At 63.6% G+C, this 239-nt stretch carries 1 protein-coding gene; it reads right to left on the bottom strand.

Annotation, left to right across the window (positions count from 1 at the left end; translation table 11 throughout):
• Positions 1 to 239 (bottom strand): hypothetical protein (locus G5A07_RS21690; protein ID WP_191864018.1); only part of this gene is annotated, 239 nt, incomplete at both ends.

The following is a 239-nucleotide window of genomic DNA, read 5'->3' on the forward strand; positions in this document are numbered from 1 at the left end:
TGTCGATGTCGCTCTCCGCATCGGCCGCGTTGCCGCGACGATCTGCGCCGACGATCAGGCCTTTGCCAGCGAACGGCTGGTGGCCTGTCGCCATGTGAAACCAGCGCTCCGCGTTCTTCATGATGCCCTCGTCGTCGACGAAGATCGCATCGCGCCCCTTGAGGACGCCCGCGTAGGCCGTGGTGAACGTGGTGACCGGCATGCTCTCATGCGACAGCACGCGGTAGTAGGTGTTGATA

It is taken from the genome of Stenotrophomonas sp. AS012628 (genome assembly GCF_010608305.1).
GTDB lineage: Bacteria > Pseudomonadota > Gammaproteobacteria > Xanthomonadales > Xanthomonadaceae > Stenotrophomonas > Stenotrophomonas geniculata.